Origin of the sequence: Dietzia sp. PP-33 (assembly GCF_033790845.1) — a bacterium.
GTDB lineage: Bacteria > Actinomycetota > Actinomycetes > Mycobacteriales > Mycobacteriaceae > Dietzia.
The window spans coordinates 1-255 of the sequence record NZ_JAMYEI010000039.1 but is presented as its reverse complement, the minus strand read 5'-3'; the positions used below and the strand labels follow the sequence as shown (position 1 = coordinate 255).

1 rRNA gene is annotated in these 255 nt (G+C 58.0%); it reads right to left on the bottom strand.

Annotated features, from left to right (window positions below):
* Nucleotides 1–255 (bottom strand): 16S ribosomal RNA (locus NJE57_RS20085); the annotation flags it as partial.

The following is a 255-nucleotide window of genomic DNA, read 5'->3' as shown; positions in this document are numbered from 1 at the left end:
CGATCACCCTCTCAGGCCGGCTACCCGTCGTCGCCTTGGTAGGCCATTACCCCACCAACAAGCTGATAGGCCGCGGACTCATCCTGCACCGAAAAACTTTCCAACCCCCACCATGCGGTGAGAGCTCGTATCCGGTATTAGACCCGGTTTCCCAGGCTTATCCCGAAGTGCAGGGCAGATTACCCACGTGTTACTCACCCGTTCGCCACTCGTGTACCCCCGAAGGGGCCTTACCGTTCGACTTGCATGTGTTAA